Source organism: Flavobacterium adiutor (assembly GCF_048282555.1).
Lineage (GTDB): Bacteria > Bacteroidota > Bacteroidia > Flavobacteriales > Flavobacteriaceae > Flavobacterium.
On the sequence record NZ_CP182487.1, the window covers coordinates 1,028,233 to 1,048,305 of the forward strand.

Consider the following 20,073-nt stretch of genomic DNA (forward strand, 5'->3'; position numbering starts at 1 on the left):
TTAACCCATAGTCAGCATTAGACATTGTTGTGAAACTGGATTATTCAATAAAAGCAAGTGCTCACGGGCTATTTTTAAATGAGGAATACTTTTGTATTTTGATTTTAAAAATCGGAGTAAGTGCTTGGTTTTGAACAAGAATTCAGATGTAGTAAATCTCTAATGCGGACTCTGGTATTAATATAATGAAATTTTTGCAAGAAAAATAGTTATAATGTTATTTTTAACTCAAATTGCAAAAAAAATCACACAAATTTAAATCGATTGAATTTTGTTTAATAAATCCTTCTAATAGAAAATAATAAAACCCTCTTTAAAGGTTTTTGTTGTTTAAAATTATGAATTTCATATTTTAAAACAGATAAATTTTCCATAAATAATTATTTTTAAGATTTTTTTAGGAGATATAATTTTTAATATAAAAAAAATTTTTATGTTTGTGCAATCGATTACATGTTAATTTATTTGTTAATATAAAACAGTCAATTGCTCTTTTTTGCAAAGGTTTTTTTAAGAATTGGAAAAATAGTTTTATAACTAAAAAAACACCTTCTGTAATGTTGTGTCGATAAATGTAATTTCATAAGGGATAAATAAACTTAATAAACAATTAATATTTAAACTAAACTAAACAGTAAACTATGAATTTTAAAAAGTTACTTAATATAAAAGCAAATTGCTATCTGGCAATTGTTTTATTATTGTGCCTACTTACCACTAACAAGGCAAGTGCACAGGACTTAACAGTTGAAGGAGTTGTAAAAGATGCATCAGGTTTAACGTTACCAGGTGTAAATGTGTCAGAAAAAGGTTCAAAAAATGGGGTTTCTACAGATTTCGATGGTAAATACAAATTGAAAGTTTCAAGTTCAAAAGCAATTCTAGAATTTTCTTTTATTGGGTTTACGACTCAGGCTGTTACTGTAGCGGGTAAAAGCAAAATCAATATTATTTTGAAAGAAGAAGCAAATACTTTAAATGAAGTAGTTGTTGTTGGATACGGAACTGTAAAAAAGTCTGACTTGACAGGCGCAGTTGCTACTTTATCAGGAAGTGATTTGAGAAAAACTCCGGTTGCAAGTGTCGCTGAGGCTTTAACAGGTCGTTTAGCTGGGGTTAACGTAACTTCATCTGAAGGTTCGCCGGATTCTGAAATCAAAATTAGAGTTCGTGGTGGTGGTTCTCTAACACAAGATGCTTCTCCTTTGTATATAGTAGATGGTTTTCCTGTGAATAGTTTAAGAGATATTTCATCTTCTGATATTGAAAATATGACTGTTCTAAAAGATGCTTCTTCTACTGCTATTTATGGTTCAAGAGGTTCTAATGGGGTTATTATTGTAACTACCAAAAAAGGTAAGGATGGGAAAATTCAAGTAAACTTCAATAGTTTCTTTGGTATGAAAAAGTTAGCTAAAGAAATTGATGTTCTCTCACCTGAAGATTTCGTAAATTGGCAATATGAATATGCTTTGCTTGAGAAAGGTAATACGGAATCTTATGAAAAATATTTTGGAAACTGGCAGGATCGTGATTTGTATAGTGGTATTAAAGGAAATAATTGGCAAAAACAAATTTATGGACGTACTGGTGAAGTAAAAAGTTATGATTTAGGGATTCGTGGTGGATCTGACAAGATTAATTATAATTTTAATTATGCACGTTATGATGAAAAAGCCATCATGGTGGGTTCTGATTTTAAAAGAAACAACCTTGCATTAGCATTGAATAATAAGACTAGTGACAAAATAGATCTTTCTTTCACTATGCGTTATTCGGATACTGAAATTGAAGGTGGAGGAGCTAATGAGCAAAGTGAAAACCCAACGGATTCACGTTTAAGACACTCTGTAGGGTATGCTCCTATTCCAATGCCTGGTTTGACTACTGATGATCCGGATGAATCTGATTCCAGCTATCTTGTGTATCCTTTTGTGGCTGTTGCAGACACTGATCGTTTACAGAAAAGAAAGAATTTTAATATGTTAGGTAGTTTTTCATGGAAAATTATTGAAAACTTACAGTTTAAAACGGATTTAGGCTTAGATAATTACAGTTATTTGGATTATCGTTTTTATGGCCGTTCAACATATTATGCACGTACTAATCCTTCGGTTGAAAATATTGGTAAACCTTCTCTTCTTACAACCGATCGTAAGGATACCCGCTTTAGAAATGCAAATACACTTAATTATGATTTCAAAAAAATACTTGGAAAAAATCATGATTTGAAAGTATTAGTTGGAGAAGAGATGATTGATTATCGTAGAAACGATGTGGGTTCAACAATTGAAGGATATCCTAACTTTTTTGATTTGGATCAGTCAATTCGTCTAACTTCTCAAGGTAAACCACGTATAGTAGATAATTTTTATTTTCCGGATGACAAGTTGCTTTCTTTCTTTGGACGTGTAAATTATGATTATAAAGATCGTTACCTATTTACAGCTACGTATCGTGCAGATGGATCAAGCAAATTTTTGGGAGATAATAAATGGGGCTTTTTCCCAGCCGCAGCTGTAGCATGGAAAATTTCTGAAGAAAGTTTCTTAAAAGACCTTTCTTGGTTAAATTCACTTAAAGTTAGACTAAGTTATGGTCAAGCAGGAAATAATAATATACCAACCGGTCAAACAGTTCAGAGTTATGCAGCAGGTAATTCTACATGGATTAACGGACAGGGAAATTATTGGGCTCCTTCAGTTGTACTTGCAAATCCTGATTTGAAATGGGAAACGACGGTTACACAAAATTTAGGTTTGGATTTTGATTTCTTTAAAGGTCGCATAAATGGTTCTCTTGAAGCTTACAAAAATTTGACTAAAGATCTTTTAGTGAATTTTCCGGTAACAGGAACAGGTTATACAAGTCAGTATAGAAATATGGGAGAAGTTCAGAATACAGGTTTCGAGGCAACATTAAATGTCGTAGCACTTGAAAAAAAGGATTATGGACTAAACTTTTCTTTTAATATTGGGGTAAATAAAAACCGTATAAACTCTTTAGGTACAATGAGCAATTTTGAAGCACGTACAGACTGGGCTTCAACGGCTATTGGTACTGATTATTTAGTGCAAGTGGGGTCTCCTATAGGTTTGATGTATGGATATAAAAATGATGGTCGTTACGAGGTGTCTGATTTTGATTATGCTTCAGGGCAATACACTTTAAAGTCAGGTGTCGCGAATGCTTCAGAATTGGTTGGAACAATTCAGCCAGGAAAAATGAAGTTAAAAGATCTTAATAATGATGGTGTAGTAGATGAAACAGACCGAACAGTAATTGGAGATGCTAATCCTGATTTCACAGGAGGTTTCGTTTTAAACGCAAATGCCTATGGTTTTGATCTTTCCGCTTCTTTTAACTTTAGTGTTGGAAATGACGTTTATAATGCTAATAAAATTGAGTATACTACTGCAGGTGCAAATGGACAATATAGGAATTTGGGTGCAGAGATGGCAGCAGGTAACAGATGGACTAATATTGACCCTGTTTCAGGTCAGTTAGTAACTGATCCTACTGCATTGACAGAACTGAATGCAAATACAAACATGTGGTCTCCTAATATGAAAAGTTATGTATTTAGCGATTGGGCTGTTGAAGATGGTTCTTTCCTAAGGTTAAATACACTTACTTTAGGTTATACTGCACCAACTGCTTTAATTTCTAAATTAGGAGTTTCTAAATTGAGGTTTTACTTTACCGGAACTAATGTCTTTATCCTTACAAATTATTCAGGGCAAGATCCTGAGGTTTCTACAAGAAGAGCAACGCCTTTGACGCCAGGTGTAGATTATTCTGCTTACCCTCGTAGCAGACAATTGATTTTTGGTTTAAACCTTAATTTTTAATTTAATAATTATCTAAGATGAAACATAAAATAATAATAGCAGGATTAATTTTAGCAAGTCTTTTCAGTTCTTGTAACGAAGATTATCTTGACGCACCTGCACAATCAACACTAGACGAAGCATTAATTTTTTCTGATCCAGGGCTAGCTAGGGATGCAGTAAACGGTATAAAAATTACTTTTGGAGATACTAACTCTTACAGAGGTCGTTATCTTCCTTTTTACGGATTTAACACAGATACAGAATGGTATAATGCTGGGGGAACAACTTCTAATGATAAACCTGATTTAGGTAATTATAGCGCTACTCCAACTAATTCGAATATGAATATTGCAGAGAATGCCAGTGGAGGAGGTGGTCAGTATTGGACATCTATGTACAGAGGTATTGAGCGTGCTAATAAATGTATAAAAGGGTTACGTGAATTTGGTAATCCGGTTGCAGGGTCTGAATTAGGGAATCTTTTAGGGCAGGCATTAACTTTACGTGCTATTTTCTATGCTGATTTAATAAAAGCGCATGGAGATGTACCGGGTCGTTTTGAGCCTGTTACTTCAGCAACTTTATATATGTCAAGAACAAATCGTGATATAATTTACAAACAAATTATTGCTGACTTAGGAGAGGCTGCTACTTTGGTTCCTTGGCCAAATGAAACAACGGCTTCAAGCAGTGTAGAAGAAATAAATAAAGCATTTATCAAGGCATTTCGTGCCCGTTTAGCAATGGTCGCAAGCGGATATCAGCAATATCCTGACGGTGTTAGAAGAAGTACTGATCCGGAACTTTCAGTTGCTAACATGTACGCCCTGGCATTAAAAGAAGCCCGTGAAGTTATTCAAAGTGGCAAAGCAAGTCTTAATCCTTCTTTTGAAACTTTTTGGAAAAATGTAAATAACGAAGTTTTAACTGCTGGAGGAGAATCACTTTGGGAAATCCCTTTTGCTCCAGGAAGAGGAAAAATGCTAATTAGTTTTGCTGTGGTTCATAATGCGATTGATCAATATCAAATAGCAGGAAATGGAGGAATAGGTGGTTCAGCAGGGCCTTTGCCAACTGTTTTTTATGATTATGATCAGGCAGATACCCGTAGAGATGTTACTTGTGTACCTTATTTCTGGGGTAAAGCAACTCAGGTAGATGGTAAGCCTAGAGCAAAACAAGAGTTAGGAGTTATGAATAAATGGTATTTTGGGAAGTATCGTTTTGAATGGATGACACGTCAGGTTTCAAATAAGGATGATGATGGAGTTAATAAAGTGTATATGCGTTATGCTGAAGTGCTTTTAATTGCAGCTGAAGCAGCTAATGAAATTGAAGGCGTTGCAGCTGCTGCACCTTACCTGAAAGAAATACGCAAAAGAGCCTTTAATCCTGCTGATCATGCCACAAAAGTGGATGCTTATGTTAATGCCCTGACTGATAAAACAGCTATGTTTAAAGCTATTGTGAACGAAAATAAATACGAGTTAACAGGAGAGATGGAGCGTAAACAATCTCTTATCCGTTGGAATTTACTGAAAACAAATTTAGATGAAGCAAAAACTAAGATGTTTAATTTGCAACAGCGTGCCGGAGAATATGCGAATGTTCCGGTTGATGTATATTATAAATATGCAGCAGACAATGAAACATTAATAGTTTATGGTTTAAACAGAGGAGAGAATCTGGATCCGGGATCAACTTATACTCTTTTAGTTGACGACAAAGGATTAAGTGGATGGAACTCTTTGAGCGATGAAAAGATTAATTCTCTTTATAAAGTAGGTGTTGATCCGGATGTAAAACAATACTGGCCAATATGGCAAGTTCTTGTGTCTGCAAGTAATGGTCAGTTAAGTAATAGCTGGTACAAATAATTTGTAAATTAAATATAATTTTAAGTTTTATATTATGAAAATAAAATATATAATAAAGGGATTGATAACAACACTATTGTTGCTGTTTATCGTTTCGGGCTGTGAAAGCTACAGTGAAGCAGTAATAGATGATATCGGGGCGCCTAGAGAGTTGTCACCAATAAGTGTTACAGCCAGAATCAGAAAACAGACTAATATTGAACTGGACTGGACTGTGAGTGAATTTGCAGATCATTATGTAGTGGAAATAGCTGCGGAGAATCCTGAGTTTACAAGCATTTTAAAAACAATTAATGTAAATGCTTCAGAATTACCAATTCAGGTAGCTTTAGAAGGAGAAACAACTTATTCAATTAGAGTAAAAGCAGTAAGTAACAGAGCAAAAGAAGATTCAAAATGGACAGTGCTTACAGCAACTACTTTGTCAGAACAACTTTTCTTGCCGGTGCAGCCTGGAGATATTTTGTCTAAACAAGTTACATTAAGATGGGTTCCAAATAGTAGTGTTACTGAAATAGTATTAAAACATAGTGATGATACAAAATCAGTTAAGCATACCTTAACAGCTGAAGAAAAAGTAAATGGTATTGCAATAATTGAGGGATTAACATCATTAACTACGTATACTGCAAATTTATACAATGGTATTTCAAAAAGAGGTTCGAGAGTAATTAAAACCGCTATTGATATAACAGATGGTATTGCAGTTACTCCTGCGGATAATTTAGCTACTGTAGTAGCCAATGCTCCAGCAGGTGCAACCTTAATATTAGACGGAGATTTTACTTCTCAGGTAATAACTCTTGTGTTGAATAAACCTGTGACTATTAGAGGGTTAAAAGATTTTAATAAGCCTAAATTAAGAGTTACCTTTAATATTGCTCCCAATTCTGATGATGTTATTAATGATATTAATTTGATTGATTTGGATTTAGGAAGTACTGCTTCAGGAAGTAAAGTTGATGTAGTCAGATATACTGCTAATGGAAATTATGGTAAGCTTTTAATCAGTGGTTGTACAATTCATGATTACGATCGTACTTTAATTGGTGCCGGAACAGGTATTGCAGCTCGTATTCCTTCAATAATTATTGAAAATTCTGTTATGACTAATGTAGGAATTGCAGGGTCAGGATCATTTATTGATTTTAGAGCGGCTTTTGCAGATGAGATTATTTTGAGACAAAGTACATTTAATAAATGTGTTCCAGGCGGAAGTGCTTTTATAAGAGCAGATAATAATCCTGGTGTATTTGGAAATGTTACGACAGATGTATTAGTTGAAAATTGTACTTTTTACGGAGTTACAAATACTGTTGGTGCTAGTGGAGCTCAAATATTTTATGTTCGATTTGATAAAAATACTACTACAGTACGTAATTCATTATTTGCAGAAACTATTGCAAGATTTGCAAATCAATCGACTACTGAGACGCCTAAATTTTCGAAAAATAATTACCATAACACACCTAATCTAAATTTTGCAAATCCTGTGCTTCCGTTAAAAGCGGATAATTCAGGAACTGCATTAGATCCTCAATTTGTTAGTGCAGTGACAGGAGATTTTACTGTTAAAAATCAAACATTAATTGATAACAAGATAGGAGATCCACGCTGGATCCAGGAATAAAACTATTTTGTAGTTACTAAAATAGGCATGCTGAATTTAACCGTTTTTGCATGCCTTTTTTGGTAATAAACAATCTTTTGTAGTTACAAACACTATTTAATTAGAAAAAAAATGAGAAAAATAATAATGTTGAATTTGTTGGCACTACTTACTTTAGTTTCATGCCAAAAGGATGATGACACAAGTGGAGTTTCGACTGTATTGGTACAGCAAATTGAAATTCAGGGAACCGATATAACTTCGGGTGTAAGTGGGCAATTTACAGCAAAAGTAACACCAGATAATGCAACAGATAAATCAGTAACATGGAAAGTTTCTGATCCAACAGTAGCAGATATTTCTTCTACAGGTTTAATTACGGCAAAGAAAAACGGGACTATTACCGTAACAGCTACAGCAAAAGATAAAGGTGCTGTTGCTGCTGTCAAAGTAATTACTATTACCAGTTTTTCAACTATTCCTACTGCTAATTATGAGGTTTCAACAGTGGCTGAATTAAATACAGCGCTTAGCAAGGTTAAGGCTGGTGAAACGATTGTTTTAAATGGGGGTACTTATGCTATGACTTCAAAAATTACATTATCAATATCTGGGACTTCTGATAAAATGATTACGCTTAAAGCGAAAGACGGTGCAGCAAGGCCAAAATTTGATTTTTCTGCTATGGCTGAAATTTCTTCTAATCAGGGGATTGTTTTGAAAGCTGATTATTGGCACATTAAAGGTATTGATATTTATAATGCCGGCGATAATGGAATGCAGATTACAGGGAGTAATAATATAATTGAATTTATGACTTTCTCAGAATGTGCAGATTCAGGATTACAATTAGATAATGGTGCTTCAAATAATACGATTCTGAATTGTGACTCCTATTTCAATGCTGATGCTGCTATGGAAAATGCTGATGGTTTTGCATGCAAATTAAATGCAGGTACTGGTAACAAATTTATAGGATGCCGTGCATGGCAAAATCTGGATGATGGATGGGATGGTTATCTGCGAGATACAGATAATATTTCTACAACTTACCAAAATTGCTGGGCAGTTAAAAATGGTTATCTGAAAGATGGAAGCAAAGGAGCCGGAGACGGAAACGGATTCAAAACAGGAGGAAGTGACGATAAGCTGTTAAAACACAATGCAAAATACACTAATTGTATAGCTGCAGGAAATGTAGCTGATGGTTTTGATCACAATAGCAACAGAGGAGAAGTGACTCTTTATAACTGTTCGGCTTATGATAATGGCAGAAATTATTCTTTTAGCAACACCAATCCTTTAGCAAAACTGATTATAAAAAACAGCAATGTTCTTGGTGCGTACGGAACTACTCTTGCAACTGCTACAGATATAACCAATAATAGCTGGCAAAACGGAATAACCGTCACGGCTGATGATTTTACAAGTATTGATTACGCTCAATTAATAGGAACAAGAAAAGCAGATGGCAGTTTGCCGGATGTTACTTTCTTTCATTTAAAAGCAGATAGTGATATGATCAATAAAGGAGTCAATGTTGGATTGTCTTTTAATGGAACTTTACCTGATTTAGGGGCTTTTGAATTTTAGAAAATAAAATTAATCCGTTGGTTTATTAGTTTACCATAATAAAACCAACGGATTTAAATATTTGACTATTATAATAAACCACTAGTGTCCACTAAAAATTAAAATAAGTTCTTTGAAATTATTGTAAATCTGTATTTTAAGAGTCATTTTAGAGCGTGACGATTTGAAATGATTATTATGTTCGTAAATCAATATTACGAATATGAATCACGGTAAATATGTCTTTTCTCAACTGATTGAATTTCTTCCTCAACGTGTTTTTGACAGGTTAACTAGTAAATATTCTGGCAATAAATCGGTCAAACATTTTACTTGTTGGAATCAATTATTATGTATGCTTTTTGGTCAACTTTCAGCAAGAGAAAGTTTAAGGGATTTGATAATTGTTATAGAAGCACATCAATCAAAATCATATCATTTAGGATTTGGCAAAAATGTAACTCGTAGTAATTTATCCAAAGCTAATGAAAATCGTAATTATAAAATATTTGAAGAGTTTGCCAATCATTTAATATTGATTGCCCAAGATAAAAAAAGCAATGATACCTTTGAAATAAAAGGCAATATTTATGCTTTTGATTCTTCAACAATTGATCTATGCTTGAATGTATTTTGCTGGGCTCACTTTCGAAAAACTAAAGCAGGGATAAAATTGCACACTCTCTTTGATATTAACACGCAAATCCCGGTATTTATTCACATTACAGAAGCAAATGTACACGATGTTAAGGCAATGGATGTAATAGATTATGAACCATTTGCTTATTATATTTTTGACCGTGCTTATGTTGATTATGATCGACTTTTTCGAATTACAAAAGCTAATGCTTATTTTGTAGTTAGAGCAAAATCTAACGTGAAATTTAAAAGAATGTATTCTTCAAAAATTGATAAAACCACTGGAATTAAATATGACCAAATCGGTAAAATAGAAGGTTTTTATACCTCAAAACATTATCCAGAAAAGATACGAAAAGTAAAATTTTTCGATACTGAAAATAAAAAAATGTTAGTCTTTTTGACCAATAATTTTGAATTATCAGCTCAAGATATTGCACTACTCTACAAACAAAGATGGCAAGTAGAATTGTTCTTTAAATGGATAAAACAGCACCTAAAAGTTAAGACCTTTTGGGGAACAACAGAAAATGCTGTTCGTATTCAAATTAATGTAGCAATTGTGACTTACTGCTTGGTCTCTATAATAGCAAAAGATTTAAAAATCAATCGCTCAACCTACGAAATTCTACAAATTTTATCCGCATCATTACTCGATAAAACATCTATAAATGAACTACTTATGAAATCAGATTACAATAATATCAATGAACATAATACTAACCAGTTGGTTTTTAACTTATTTTAAGTGGACACTAGTGATAATAAACAATTAAAAAAATTACTAATCATTTTAACCACTTTTTATGAAAACAAAATTACAATTGCTTTTTTTAGCGATACTGTTTTCTGTATCGTTTACTCATGCCCAAAAAACAGATGTTTGGGATTTTGGAGGTGCAACATTAGACACCAATTTATACAACAACTTGCTCACACCAGCTATCATTAATAGTAATTTTTATGTGTATAGTGCTACGGTTGTTCAAGGTACAGCCAGTACAAATAATGTATTGACCAACGCCAATACAAATCCTATTAATCTTACCGGAGGTCTTACTTTTAAACCCAATACAAACGATAGGTTGTATACCAATGATTCAACAGTAACTCGCTATGCAACCGGAAATTTGGGTGTAAGTGGTTTGCCAAAATACACAGCTCGTATTTTTTGTAATGGAAATGCTAGTTCAACAGTTCGTTTTTTTACGATGGCTTTGAACGAGGATGACGAAGTAACTTTTGTAGCAAGAGTTGACAATGCAGCGGCTAATTTGAATGTTGTTAATACCACAACTAATGCCCAAACCGTAAATATTCCGCTTACTACCAGTACTACTGCTGTTACCGAAGCTAAGTTTATGGCAAATGCAGCTGGATCATTTAAAATCTCTAGTTTTGATAATTCAACAGCTAGGGCAAGTTATTACAGAGTTTTAAGAAAACCAGCGAGCTATTCAACCGTAACAGGAACCATGGACGAAACAGCAGCAGCAGGTATTCCGGCTGGATATTCGGTTCGTTTTACTTATCCAAATGGTAAAACCAAAGATGCTCTTGTAACATCAGGTACTTATTCTATTTCGTTGCCTATAGGATATACTTATAAAATGAGTTTAGTAGGTGCTAATGGCTATATTATTTCAAGCGGGGAAAACATGACTGTTACTGCCGCAGCAACTACTCAAAACATTTCTATTGCTAAAGTAGATTTATACACTGTTTCAGGAAACATAACCGGATTAAGTGCCTCTGATTTAACAAAAGTAGTTTTGAACTATACTACAACAGGTAAGATATACATTCCTGTTCCTGTAATAAATACTACAACTGGAGCATATAGTGTAGATTTAGAAGCTAACACAACATACACAATTAGTGCAACAGGTGTAAATGATTCAGAGATTTTGGCTAATACCATTACAGTTGCCGCAACAACAACATCAGATGTTGCTTTTACAGCCAAGCCTTTGTACAGTGTTACAATAAACACTACAGGACTAAATGCTACGCAAATTGGTTTGCTAGGGCTGAAATTTACAAACCTAAATGAGGCTGGATATGTGTATAATTTTGCTCCCAACGCTCCGGTTTCATTACGTTCAGGTACGTATAGTATTGATTATTCTGGTTTAGATAATCACCAAGTTGAATTGGGTTTGACTTCAAATTTAAAAATTGCTGGAGCAGCAACTTCAAAAACATTAGCGTTTAAACCTGCTACGGTTTGGTCTTTTGACGATAGAGTTGTAACCAATGCCTCTACAGGTTACAAAGGGATTTTATTTGGTGGAACAGCCAATTCTTTTGCCAGTCGTTCACCTCAGGCAGATTTAACAGCCAAAACAGGAGGAACCATGCAAATACCTGTAAAAGTAGGAGATAAAATAACAGTTTCTCATTATTTTGCAGCCAATTTTTCTATTGACGGAGGAACAGCAATAGTGAATACATCAGGAAGTACTTCTAGTGTTGTAAACACAGAATATACTTATCCGGGAGCTGCGGATGGTTATGTTACCATAACCCTTTTAGGTACTGCATTGACTTCTTACTTTACAGAAATAAAAATAGGTGGAAGCATTCCTTATACATCACCTATTACAGTTGGTGCCGGAAAAAATTATGCAACAATTAATGACGCATTAACGGCTGCCGGTAAAATGGTTCGCCCTAGTAACGAACGAGTAGTTATTGCGGTAGATCCAGGAAATTATGAAGAGATGTTGGATATCACTATACCAAACATTACAATTAAAAATGCTTCGGCTACACCTAGTATAGCTTTAGCTAACAAAGGGGTAGATATAGATCCACAAGCGGTTCGTATTACTTCTTACTATGGTTTAGGATATGATTATTATAGTATGAAAAACAATCAAAAATGGGATGCTGACATTTTGAGAGTAAACAAAGAAAATGGTTCGCAACCTTATGCAAATGCAAGTGGAACCACTAATAACTCTTATTGGAATGCTACCCTTATTGTGAGCGCCAATGGTTTTGAAGCTGAAAATGTTATCATAGAAAACTCATTCAACCAATATATTTCGGCAAAAGAAGCCAATGATGTTTTGGTAGAAGTTGTAGGTTTAACAAAGGGTACAAGACCAACAAATTACGGTAACACAGCTGTTCAAAACCGATCTTTTGTAGAAAGAGCGGCTGCAATTGCCATCAAAAACGGAATTGATAAAACAGTTTTAAACAATTGTAGAGTAGTGGGGCGTCAGGATAGTTTCTTTGGAGGTACTACCGCCAGAGTTGCCGTTTACAAAGGTGTAATGATGGGGGCTGTAGATTATATGTTTGGTGGTATGAATGCCACTTTCTATAAAACTCAATTGGCTATGAATGTGAGTGATACGGCTGGAGATGCTTCTTATTTGACAGCACCACAACAAGCCACCGGAAGAGGGTATTTGTTTTATGAATGTACAGTTACCTCTGCTATTCCTAATGTAGAAACAGCCTCTGTTTACCGAGCTAAACCAGGTTTCTTTGGTCGTCCATGGGCGGCAACTACATCAGAAGCTGTTTTTTACAACACAACTATTGAAACTTCAGATTATCCAGGAAATGTTGGAGAATCTTTAATAACCCCTATTGCTTGGAATAGTTCTTTGGCTGGTACTTCGCCTAAAATGTATGAGTACGGAACGATAGAGAATTCAGGAGTAAATAATCAGGCAGCACGTGCCTCATGGGCTACTACATTGACAGTGCCAACCTTAACAGACGGTACGGCTATTACTACTTTTAATTTCACTAAAGGTACTGATGGTTGGGATCCTTTTCCACAATTAATTTCTAATGATAATTTAGGTGTAAAAGATAATACACCAACTTCTGCAGTGAATGTTGTTGCTTATAAAAATAGAATTGCCATTTCAAATGTTAAGTCTGAAACATCAGTAGCAATTTACACGATTACAGGAGCTAAAGTAAAAACATTCAAAACAGCTCAGGATATTGATTTTGAATTTCAAAATGGAGTTTGGATTGTTACAATCAAAGCAGAAGATGGTCAAAAATCGGTAAAAGTGATTACAAAATAATTTTTAGGAAGAAGTAAAATCTTTTTACATCTTATAAAAAGCAAGCAATTGAATTTATTTTCAGGCTTGCTTTTTTTGTTTTTGTTACTATTACGATTTCGTAAGCTTGTTAGATTTAAAGGATTTTGTTTTTAATTCTTTATAAATGAGTCAAATAAATGTAATAATGTTTCTTTTTTTTAAAGAAAAAACTTAATTTAGATAATCGATTACATAATTCAATTACTAATTATTTAAATCTATTTAATTATGAAAAGAAAATTACTTTATTTAACTACAACAATGCTGTTCTCGGTATTATCAATAAATGCTCAGACTACTATTTGGGATTTAGGTAACAATTCGTCCGTTCTTAATGGAGGGGCTCCAGTAACTACTGATTGGCCAGTAGCAGCAGCTTTTGCAGCAGGAACAGTAACAGTTAAATCAAATTTAGCTATATTTCCTGGAACGGCTACAACTTATGGCAATATTGTTGCACAGACTGCTACCAATCCTTTTCCTAGTGATGGATATACTTTTGTAAATCGTTTTCAGACAGGTGGTTCTAGTGTAGCTGCATCTGGTGATGCTTTGCCTACTTCACGTTATAATTATTTTAACGTTAGTGGTGCTTGTACTGTGAAGGTTTGGTTTAGAGGTGGAAATAGTAATGAAACACGTAGCATGTTTGTAAGCAACGGTACAACGGTATATGGTTCTGCGGCAGCTGTTAATGGGGCTTATGTTATTTTCACTGCGAATGTTACTGCGGCGGGTAAGATCTACATATATGGAGATGCTGGAAATAATCTTTATAAGATTGAAGTTTCTGGTGCAACTGTAACAGCTCCTGCATTAGCAGTTGATGATTTCCATGCAGATGCAGCATCAAATGTTTATTCAAACGGTAAACTGGTTTTTGTTTCTAATGTAAAATCAGATACGCAGGTAGATGTTTATGGTGTTAGTGGTATTTTGGTAAAATCACTTAAAACGGCATCTGACACAAGTTTTAATTTAAATAATGGTTTGTATATAGTGAAATCAAAATCAGCTGAAGGAGAAAAAACAGCAAAAGTATTAGTGAACTAATTTAGTTTTAAGAATACCAAAAGGGAATATCCATTTAAATGGTTATTCCCTTTTTTTATGAAATAAATTTTAAGGATTGTTCGATCAATGAAAGTTTTTAATTAAATCGTAATTTTAGAAAAAAATGTATAATGAACAACAATAAAAAACTTAAAGTCGTAGCCTTTGGAGAAATTCTATGGGATATTTTTGAAAACGAAAAAAAGATTGGAGGGGCACCATTAAATGTGGCCATGCGAATGAAAAGCCTGGGCTGTGAAGTTTCCATGATTAGCGGTGTAGGAAATGATGAGGATGGAGCTGCAATACTTCATATAGTGGAAACGTTAGGAATTGATACTAATACAATTTCACAATCAGAAACATATCCTACAGGTTTGGTGAAGGTAACATTGGATAAAAATGGCTCTGCCACCTACGATATTCATTATCCATCTGCCTGGGATAAAATTGAAATGAACGATTATGCTCAAAAATTGGTAAAGAATGCAAATGTTTTAATTTACGGAAGTTTGGTTTGCAGGGATGAAGTATCTAGTAAATCATTAGAATCATTATTACAAAATCAAGTTTACAAAGTATTTGATGTCAATTTAAGAAAGCCTCATTATTCGTATGAGATTTTGGAGAAGTTGATGCTGGCGGCTAGTTTCATCAAATTCAATGATGATGAAATTCTTGAAATTGCAAAAGCATTGCAATCTCCTTTTGTCTCCCTCGAAGAGAATATTCATTTCATAGCAGCTAAGACCCATACACCATCTATTTGCGTAACAAAAGGGAAGGATGGAGCATTATTGTTATGGGAAGGGGCATTGTATGAAAATACAGGTTATGCTGTCAAGGTAGTGGATACGGTAGGAGCAGGCGATTCGTTTTTAGCTTCATTAATTACCTGTTTACTTACAGGAAATACACCTCAAAAAGCGATTGACTTTGCTTGCGCAGTCGGTGCTTTGGTAGCAGCATCTCCTGGTGCAAACCCTAACATTTCTTTAGCAGAAATTGAAAAGATGATGGTAAGGGAATAAAGAAGGGGCATAAACTCCATTTTTTGTGATTAATCTGGTTTAATATTTTGTTGTTTAAGATCAGAAAAAATAAAGTAATGTTCAAACTTTTATTTATAATCCTAGTCTTCATCCACATTATTTTCGAAAGCTATATTGTAAAGGGAAAAAAAATAGATTTTGTTTTTAATTGTACAAAAGATCATATAAAAAGATATGCGAAATAATTAAATTAATTTTATAACTTTAAATTAATTATTTAACTCAAAGATAAAGAATATCATAACAATAAAAAAAATAGCAGAACTCGCCAATGTTTCGCCCGGAACAGTGGACAGGATTATTCATAAACGCGGTCAGGTATCGCAGGAGAATATAGATAAGGTAAATGCCATCATTAAAAAACATGGATTTAAACGGAATATTTTTGCAAGTAATTTAGCCTCAAATAAGAAATGTAAAATAGCGGTCTTTTTACCAAAATCCGAAAAACTGGAATACTGGGGTAGCCAGTTAACCGGAATTGAAAAAGCGGCCGAAGAGTTTAAAAAGTTTGGGATCGAACTACAGTATTTTCTTTATGATTTTGATAGTGGTTTATTCCAGAAAATGGTAGCTGAAGTATTGGATTATGAATGCGATGGATTGCTCTTTTCGCCTATTTTTCATGAAGAATCAATTGCATTTCTTGATGAATACAAAAAGAAGAACAAGCCGGTAGTAATGATAGATTCCGATATTAAGGACAAAATAGATCATTATTATATTGGACAGGATGCTTTTAAAAGTGGTTATTTAGCAGGACGCCTTATTAGTTTTGCAGTAAAAAATCAGCGCAATGTACTTATAGTCAAAATAGCCAAAGAAATAGACAATACTTCTGTCTATCTGCAACGTATTAAAGGGTTTTATGCTTTTTTTGAAGACCATCCTGAACTCACAAATTTTAGTTTCTCTGAAATTACCATTAAAGAACCGGATGCTAATCTGCTGAATCTGGAAATGTTTAAAAATATCAGCAGCATATTTGTTCCTAATTCCCGTGCTTATGTTGTTGCGCAATTTTTAGAGAAACACAATATAAAAGGAATAAGAATAATAGGTTACGATCTGTTAAAAGAAAATATAACCTACTTAAATTCCGGAATAATTGATTTTTTAATCAACCAAAAACCGGAAGAGCAGGGGTATATGGGATAAATTACCTCTATAAAAAAAATATTTTACACGAAAGTTTAGAGACAACTCATTTTATACCGCTGGATATAATTGTAAAAGAAAATTATAGGTAAATGTTGTATATAATACACATCATTTTTTAATTTTCCCTCACCTAAGTCTTGCGTTTACATGATCCAATGTTATTTCTCCTGTTCTAAATGATCAGCAGCAGAAATCTGGTCTAGTATATTGGTTTGGTTGGGAGAAATGTAGTTTTTTGTTTCGCTTGGTGTTTCTTTTCTAAAAAGAATGTCTAAAGCATTATAGAGTTTTAATAAAACATCCCGGTCTTCTTTTGCAATGTCCAAAGCCGTATTAAAATTAAAAACATAATTATTCGAATTGCGTACTTCTACTTTTATCGTTTTTGATGTGATTTTAAATTTGACTATATCCATATTATTTGATAATGTGCTTGTGATATTGCAAAGTTATCGTAATTAACTTTAAAAAATTAATTTCTTCAAATTTAAAATAACTAATATCAAAAGTTTAAAATTTGTTTTGGTAAACTTTAGTAAAATTATGTATTCCTTTTAAATAAAATATAATAAAAAACCCTTAAACATTTGCTGTTTAAGGGTTTGCCTTTTGTAGCGAGGACGGGAGTTGAACCCGTGACCTCAGGGTTATGAATCCTGCGCTCTAACCAACTGAGCTACCTCGCCTCGACTGCAATCCAAATCTGTTCCTGATTGCGGGTGCAAAGATAGAAATAATATTAAAGCGTACAAGTATAAAATCAAGAAAAAAAAATATTTTTAAAAATGCATTGTTTTTGGACAGATATTCTTATATTTCCAAAAAATTAAATGTATCACATGGATTCAAAAATACGTTACGAAATAGAGTTTCCTATCAATTCGTCGCCACAGTTATTGTATCAATATATTTCAACGCCGTCAGGGTTGTCAGAATGGTTTGCTGATAATGTAAACTCAAGAGGTGAGTTTTTTACCTTTATATGGAATGACTCACAAGAAAGAGCGCGTCTGGCGTCTAAAAAAAGTGGTGAAAAGGTAAAATTTAAGTGGGTTGACGAAGCCAGTAAAGACACAGAGTATTTCTTTGAATTGCATATCCTGGTAGATGAATTAACTAAAGATGTGTCATTAATGGTGATTGATTTTGCAGAAAAAGAAGAAATTGGAGAAGCTAAACAATTATGGGAGAATCAGATTTCAGATTTGAAACATCTTATAGGTTCTGTTTAGTAAAAGTTTATTTTTATGCCTTATATTTGCCCTGAACAAAATTCAGGGTTTTTTTATGATCAATTTTAACGGAAACATTGCGCAGGAAGAAAATATACTAACTCAAAATCGTGCATTCTTGTATGGTGATGGTGTTTTTGAAACGCTAAAAATAGTAAATGGCAGGATTTTGTTTCTGGAAGATCATTATTTCAGGTTGATGGCTTCTATGCGTGTGGTGAGAATGGAAATTCCAATGGATTTCACTATGGAGTATTTTGAAGAACAGGTTTTGAATCTCGTTAATGAAATGGGTATCGCCGCATCGGCAAGAGCGAGAATAACGGTTTTTAGAAACAATGGAGGCTTCTATTTGCCGAAAACAAATATGGTTTCTTATTTAATTCATGCTACACCTCTTGATAGCGCCACTTATGTTTTAAATACGGCTCCGTATGAAGTTGATTTGTATAAAGATTTTTATGTAACGAAACAGTTGTTATCATCGATTAAAACAACTAATAAGCTGATAAATGTTACCGGAAGTATTTTTGCTTACGAGAATGCTTTGAATAATTGTATTTTGCTCAATGATGCTAAAAATGTTGTTGAGGTATTACAGGGTAATTTATTTATGCTTACAGGTAAAAAACTGATTACTCCGCCTGTTTCGGAAGGTTGTTTGAATGGCATTATGCGTAAACAAATTTTAGTATTAGCGAAGAAAATACAAGGCATAGAGGTACTTGAAGAAATAATTTCACCATTTGACCTTCAAAAAGCGGATGAATTATTTCTGACAAATGTAATTACCGGAATTCAATCGATAACAAAATACCGAAAAAAAGAGTTTGTAAATGATTTTGCTCAGGTGTTGGTACAAAAGCTTAATGAATCCATTTCTGAAAATTAATTCAGATATGGATTTTCGGGTGCGTTCGACCAGATCAGGTAATCACCTCCAAGCTCCATAATTTGCTCTTTCCAAAAATGAGTGGCAGATTTTCCAATAATTTTGTTTTTATAAGTATTATCGGTTATGATCCAGGAATTACCCTGCATTTCATTCTCAAGTTGATTTTCGTCCCAACCTGTATAGCCTAAGAAAAAACGAATGTTATTTTTGTGAATAGATCCGTCATTTATTAAGTCTTTAGTCGATTCAAAATCACCACCCCAGTAAATCCCGTTAGAGATTTCAACGCTGTTTGGGATTAATTCAGGTATATTGTGAATAAAATACAGGTTGTCCTGCTCAACAGGACCTCCATTGTATATTTTAAAATTTGCATCAATTTCAGGGATTAAGTCATTAATAGTGTATTTTAACGGCTTATTAATGATAAAACCTATTGATCCTTCCTTGTTATGGTCTGCTAATAAAATTACCGATCTGTTAAATGATAAATCTCCAATTATTGAAGGCTCGGCAATAAGCAGGTGTCCTTTTTTTAATTTTTCTGAAATCATACGGCTACAATTTTTATTAAATTTACTGATAAAATATTTAATAAACCAATAAAATCGTCAAATTGTAAAAAAAAACCCTCAAAAAGAGGGTTTTAGTTATATTATAGGTGTAAGGAACTTTATTGCTTAGTTTACAGCTGCTTCTAATTCAGCTCCAGCTTTGAATTTTACAACATTCTTAGCAGCAATTTTGATAGTTTTTCCAGTTTGTGGGTTTCTGCCATCTCTTGCAGCTCTTGCAGATACTGACCAAGATCCAAATCCTACTAATGAAATTCTTCCGCCTTTTTTCAAAGTAGTACCTACATTGCCTAAAAAAGATTCTAAAGCTAATTTCGCTGCAGCTTTTGTAATTCCTGCATCAGCAGCGATAGCATCGATTAATTCTGATTTGTTCATAATAATTAGTTATTAATTGTTGGTTAAAAAAAATTGTTAATACACAAATTTAATAGGAAATCTGTTCCTTGCAAGTGTTTTCTTTAAATTTAGTAAAAAATGTTGATAACTTGTTTTA

The 20,073-nt window shown here is 33.6% G+C and carries 14 protein-coding genes and 1 tRNA gene; 11 read left to right on the plus strand and 4 right to left on the minus strand.

Going from position 1 to position 20,073, the window contains the following annotated elements; all coding sequences use genetic code 11:
* Window positions 1-641 precede the first annotated feature (641 nt).
* From ACNC7R_RS04495 to ACNC7R_RS04535, 9 genes are all read left to right on the plus strand, one after another.
* The gene (locus ACNC7R_RS04495) at window positions 642-3,851 is read left to right on the plus strand and encodes a SusC/RagA family TonB-linked outer membrane protein (protein WP_417939786.1); all 3,210 of its coding nucleotides are present in this window, start codon (window positions 642-644) and stop codon (window positions 3,849-3,851) included.
* Window positions 3,852-3,868: 17 nt separating this feature from the next.
* Window positions 3,869-5,710 carry a RagB/SusD family nutrient uptake outer membrane protein gene (locus tag ACNC7R_RS04500; RefSeq protein WP_417939787.1) on the plus strand — a complete coding sequence of 614 codons (1,842 nt, stop codon included), beginning with the start codon at window positions 3,869-3,871 and terminating at the stop codon, window positions 5,708-5,710.
* 34 nt (window positions 5,711-5,744) lie between these two features.
* Entirely contained in the window at window positions 5,745-7,340 is a 1,596-nt protein-coding gene (locus tag ACNC7R_RS04505; protein WP_417939788.1) for a DUF5123 domain-containing protein, read from the plus strand.
* Between the two features lie 111 nt (window positions 7,341-7,451).
* A complete protein-coding gene (locus ACNC7R_RS04510) occupies window positions 7,452-8,912 on the plus strand; it encodes a right-handed parallel beta-helix repeat-containing protein (protein ID WP_417939789.1) in 1,461 nt (486 codons plus the stop codon).
* Between the two features lie 202 nt (window positions 8,913-9,114).
* Entirely contained in the window at window positions 9,115-10,278 is a 1,164-nt protein-coding gene (locus ACNC7R_RS04515; protein WP_417939790.1) for an IS4 family transposase, read from the plus strand.
* 58 nt (window positions 10,279-10,336) lie between these two features.
* Complete coding sequence (locus ACNC7R_RS04520) at window positions 10,337-13,588, plus strand: hypothetical protein (RefSeq protein WP_417939791.1); 3,252 nt, start codon at window positions 10,337-10,339, stop codon at window positions 13,586-13,588.
* Between the two features lie 249 nt (window positions 13,589-13,837).
* Window positions 13,838-14,662 carry a T9SS type A sorting domain-containing protein gene (locus tag ACNC7R_RS04525; protein ID WP_417939792.1) on the plus strand — a complete coding sequence of 275 codons (825 nt, stop codon included), beginning with the start codon at window positions 13,838-13,840 and terminating at the stop codon, window positions 14,660-14,662.
* Window positions 14,663-14,793: 131 nt separating this feature from the next.
* A complete protein-coding gene (locus ACNC7R_RS04530; RefSeq protein WP_417939793.1) occupies window positions 14,794-15,693 on the plus strand; it encodes a carbohydrate kinase family protein in 900 nt (299 codons plus the stop codon).
* A 309-nt stretch (window positions 15,694-16,002) separates the two neighbouring features.
* Window positions 16,003-16,872, plus strand: coding sequence for a substrate-binding domain-containing protein (locus ACNC7R_RS04535; protein ID WP_417939794.1), 870 nt, complete (start codon window positions 16,003-16,005; stop codon window positions 16,870-16,872).
* Between the two features lie 161 nt (window positions 16,873-17,033).
* On the opposite strand, the gene ACNC7R_RS04540 is transcribed toward ACNC7R_RS04535, so the two are convergent.
* Window positions 17,034-17,291 (minus strand): hypothetical protein, encoded by a 258-nt coding sequence (locus ACNC7R_RS04540; RefSeq protein ID WP_417939795.1) that lies wholly within the window; start codon window positions 17,289-17,291, stop codon window positions 17,034-17,036.
* A gap of 196 nt (window positions 17,292-17,487) precedes the next feature.
* Window positions 17,488-17,561 (minus strand) — tRNA-Met (locus ACNC7R_RS04545).
* Between the two features lie 153 nt (window positions 17,562-17,714).
* On the opposite strand from ACNC7R_RS04545, the gene ACNC7R_RS04550 reads away from it, so the two are divergent.
* Together ACNC7R_RS04550 and ACNC7R_RS04555 are read left to right on the plus strand one after the other, a co-directional pair.
* On the plus strand, window positions 17,715-18,107 hold the full coding sequence (locus tag ACNC7R_RS04550) for an START-like domain-containing protein (RefSeq protein ID WP_417939796.1): 393 nt from the start codon (window positions 17,715-17,717) through the stop codon (window positions 18,105-18,107).
* 55 nt (window positions 18,108-18,162) lie between these two features.
* Window positions 18,163-18,999, plus strand: coding sequence for an aminotransferase class IV (locus ACNC7R_RS04555; RefSeq protein WP_417939797.1), 837 nt, complete (start codon window positions 18,163-18,165; stop codon window positions 18,997-18,999).
* Here the strand turns inward: ACNC7R_RS04555 and ACNC7R_RS04560 are convergent.
* The gene (locus ACNC7R_RS04560; protein WP_223681871.1) at window positions 18,996-19,556 is read right to left on the minus strand and encodes a YqgE/AlgH family protein; all 561 of its coding nucleotides are present in this window, start codon (window positions 19,554-19,556) and stop codon (window positions 18,996-18,998) included. The genes ACNC7R_RS04555 and ACNC7R_RS04560 overlap by 4 nt on opposite strands.
* Before the next feature lie 126 nt (window positions 19,557-19,682).
* Window positions 19,683-19,955 (minus strand): HU family DNA-binding protein, encoded by a 273-nt coding sequence (locus ACNC7R_RS04565; protein ID WP_223681873.1) that lies wholly within the window; start codon window positions 19,953-19,955, stop codon window positions 19,683-19,685.
* Window positions 19,956-20,073: the final 118 nt, after the last annotated feature.

Coding starts and splice junctions, on each gene's coding strand:
- ACNC7R_RS04495 (WP_417939786.1), top strand. CDS start 642: ATGAATTTTAAAAAGTTACTTAATATAAAAGCAAATTGCTATCTGGCA.
- ACNC7R_RS04500 (WP_417939787.1), top strand. CDS start 3,869: ATGAAACATAAAATAATAATAGCAGGATTAATTTTAGCAAGTCTTTTC.
- ACNC7R_RS04505 (WP_417939788.1), top strand. CDS start 5,745: ATGAAAATAAAATATATAATAAAGGGATTGATAACAACACTATTGTTG.
- ACNC7R_RS04510 (WP_417939789.1), top strand. CDS start 7,452: ATGAGAAAAATAATAATGTTGAATTTGTTGGCACTACTTACTTTAGTT.
- ACNC7R_RS04515 (WP_417939790.1), top strand. CDS start 9,115: ATGAATCACGGTAAATATGTCTTTTCTCAACTGATTGAATTTCTTCCT.
- ACNC7R_RS04520 (WP_417939791.1), top strand. CDS start 10,337: ATGAAAACAAAATTACAATTGCTTTTTTTAGCGATACTGTTTTCTGTA.
- ACNC7R_RS04525 (WP_417939792.1), top strand. CDS start 13,838: ATGAAAAGAAAATTACTTTATTTAACTACAACAATGCTGTTCTCGGTA.
- ACNC7R_RS04530 (WP_417939793.1), top strand. CDS start 14,794: ATGAACAACAATAAAAAACTTAAAGTCGTAGCCTTTGGAGAAATTCTA.
- ACNC7R_RS04540 (WP_417939795.1), bottom strand. CDS start 17,291: ATGGATATAGTCAAATTTAAAATCACATCAAAAACGATAAAAGTAGAA.
- ACNC7R_RS04550 (WP_417939796.1), top strand. CDS start 17,715: ATGGATTCAAAAATACGTTACGAAATAGAGTTTCCTATCAATTCGTCG.
- ACNC7R_RS04555 (WP_417939797.1), top strand. CDS start 18,163: ATGATCAATTTTAACGGAAACATTGCGCAGGAAGAAAATATACTAACT.
- ACNC7R_RS04560 (WP_223681871.1), bottom strand. CDS start 19,556: ATGATTTCAGAAAAATTAAAAAAAGGACACCTGCTTATTGCCGAGCCT.
- ACNC7R_RS04565 (WP_223681873.1), bottom strand. CDS start 19,955: ATGAACAAATCAGAATTAATCGATGCTATCGCTGCTGATGCAGGAATT.